Consider the following 406-nt stretch of genomic DNA (forward strand, 5'->3'; position numbering starts at 1 on the left):
CGCCGAGGGGGTTGCGCTGTCCATCGCCCGTGAACTCCGGTTCACCGCGCCCGTGATCTCCTGCAACGGGGCGGTGATCACTGATCCGGTGACCGGAGCACGGCTAAGGGTCAGGCAGATGGACCCGGAGGTCACCGCGCACGCCGTGGCGGCGGCCCGGCGTCTTGGCTGCAGCCCGACGCTCTGGACCCCGGACGCCTGGTTCGCCGACGAGGAGAGCGCCACCACCGAGCTCCTGACCCACCTGCTCGCCGAGCCTCCCCGGTTCCGTCCGCTCGCTGACGTGATCGCGGAGGAGAAGGTCGTGAAGGTCATGGTCGGAGGCGATCCGGAGCATCTCGACCGCGTCGACGAGGCGCTCCGGGCAGAGGTGCCGGGGCTGACTCGTTCGATGCCCCAGTTCTGC

1 protein-coding gene is annotated in these 406 nt (G+C 70.2%); it reads left to right on the forward strand.

The annotated features are described in order from the left end of the window. The coding region (locus BN358_RS10630) for an HAD hydrolase family protein (RefSeq protein WP_019229142.1) at positions 1-406 on the forward strand (406 nt) is incomplete at both ends.

The organism is Sedimentibacter sp. B4 (genome assembly GCF_000309315.1).
Taxonomy (GTDB): Bacteria; Bacillota; Clostridia; order Tissierellales; family Sedimentibacteraceae; genus Sedimentibacter; species Sedimentibacter saalensis.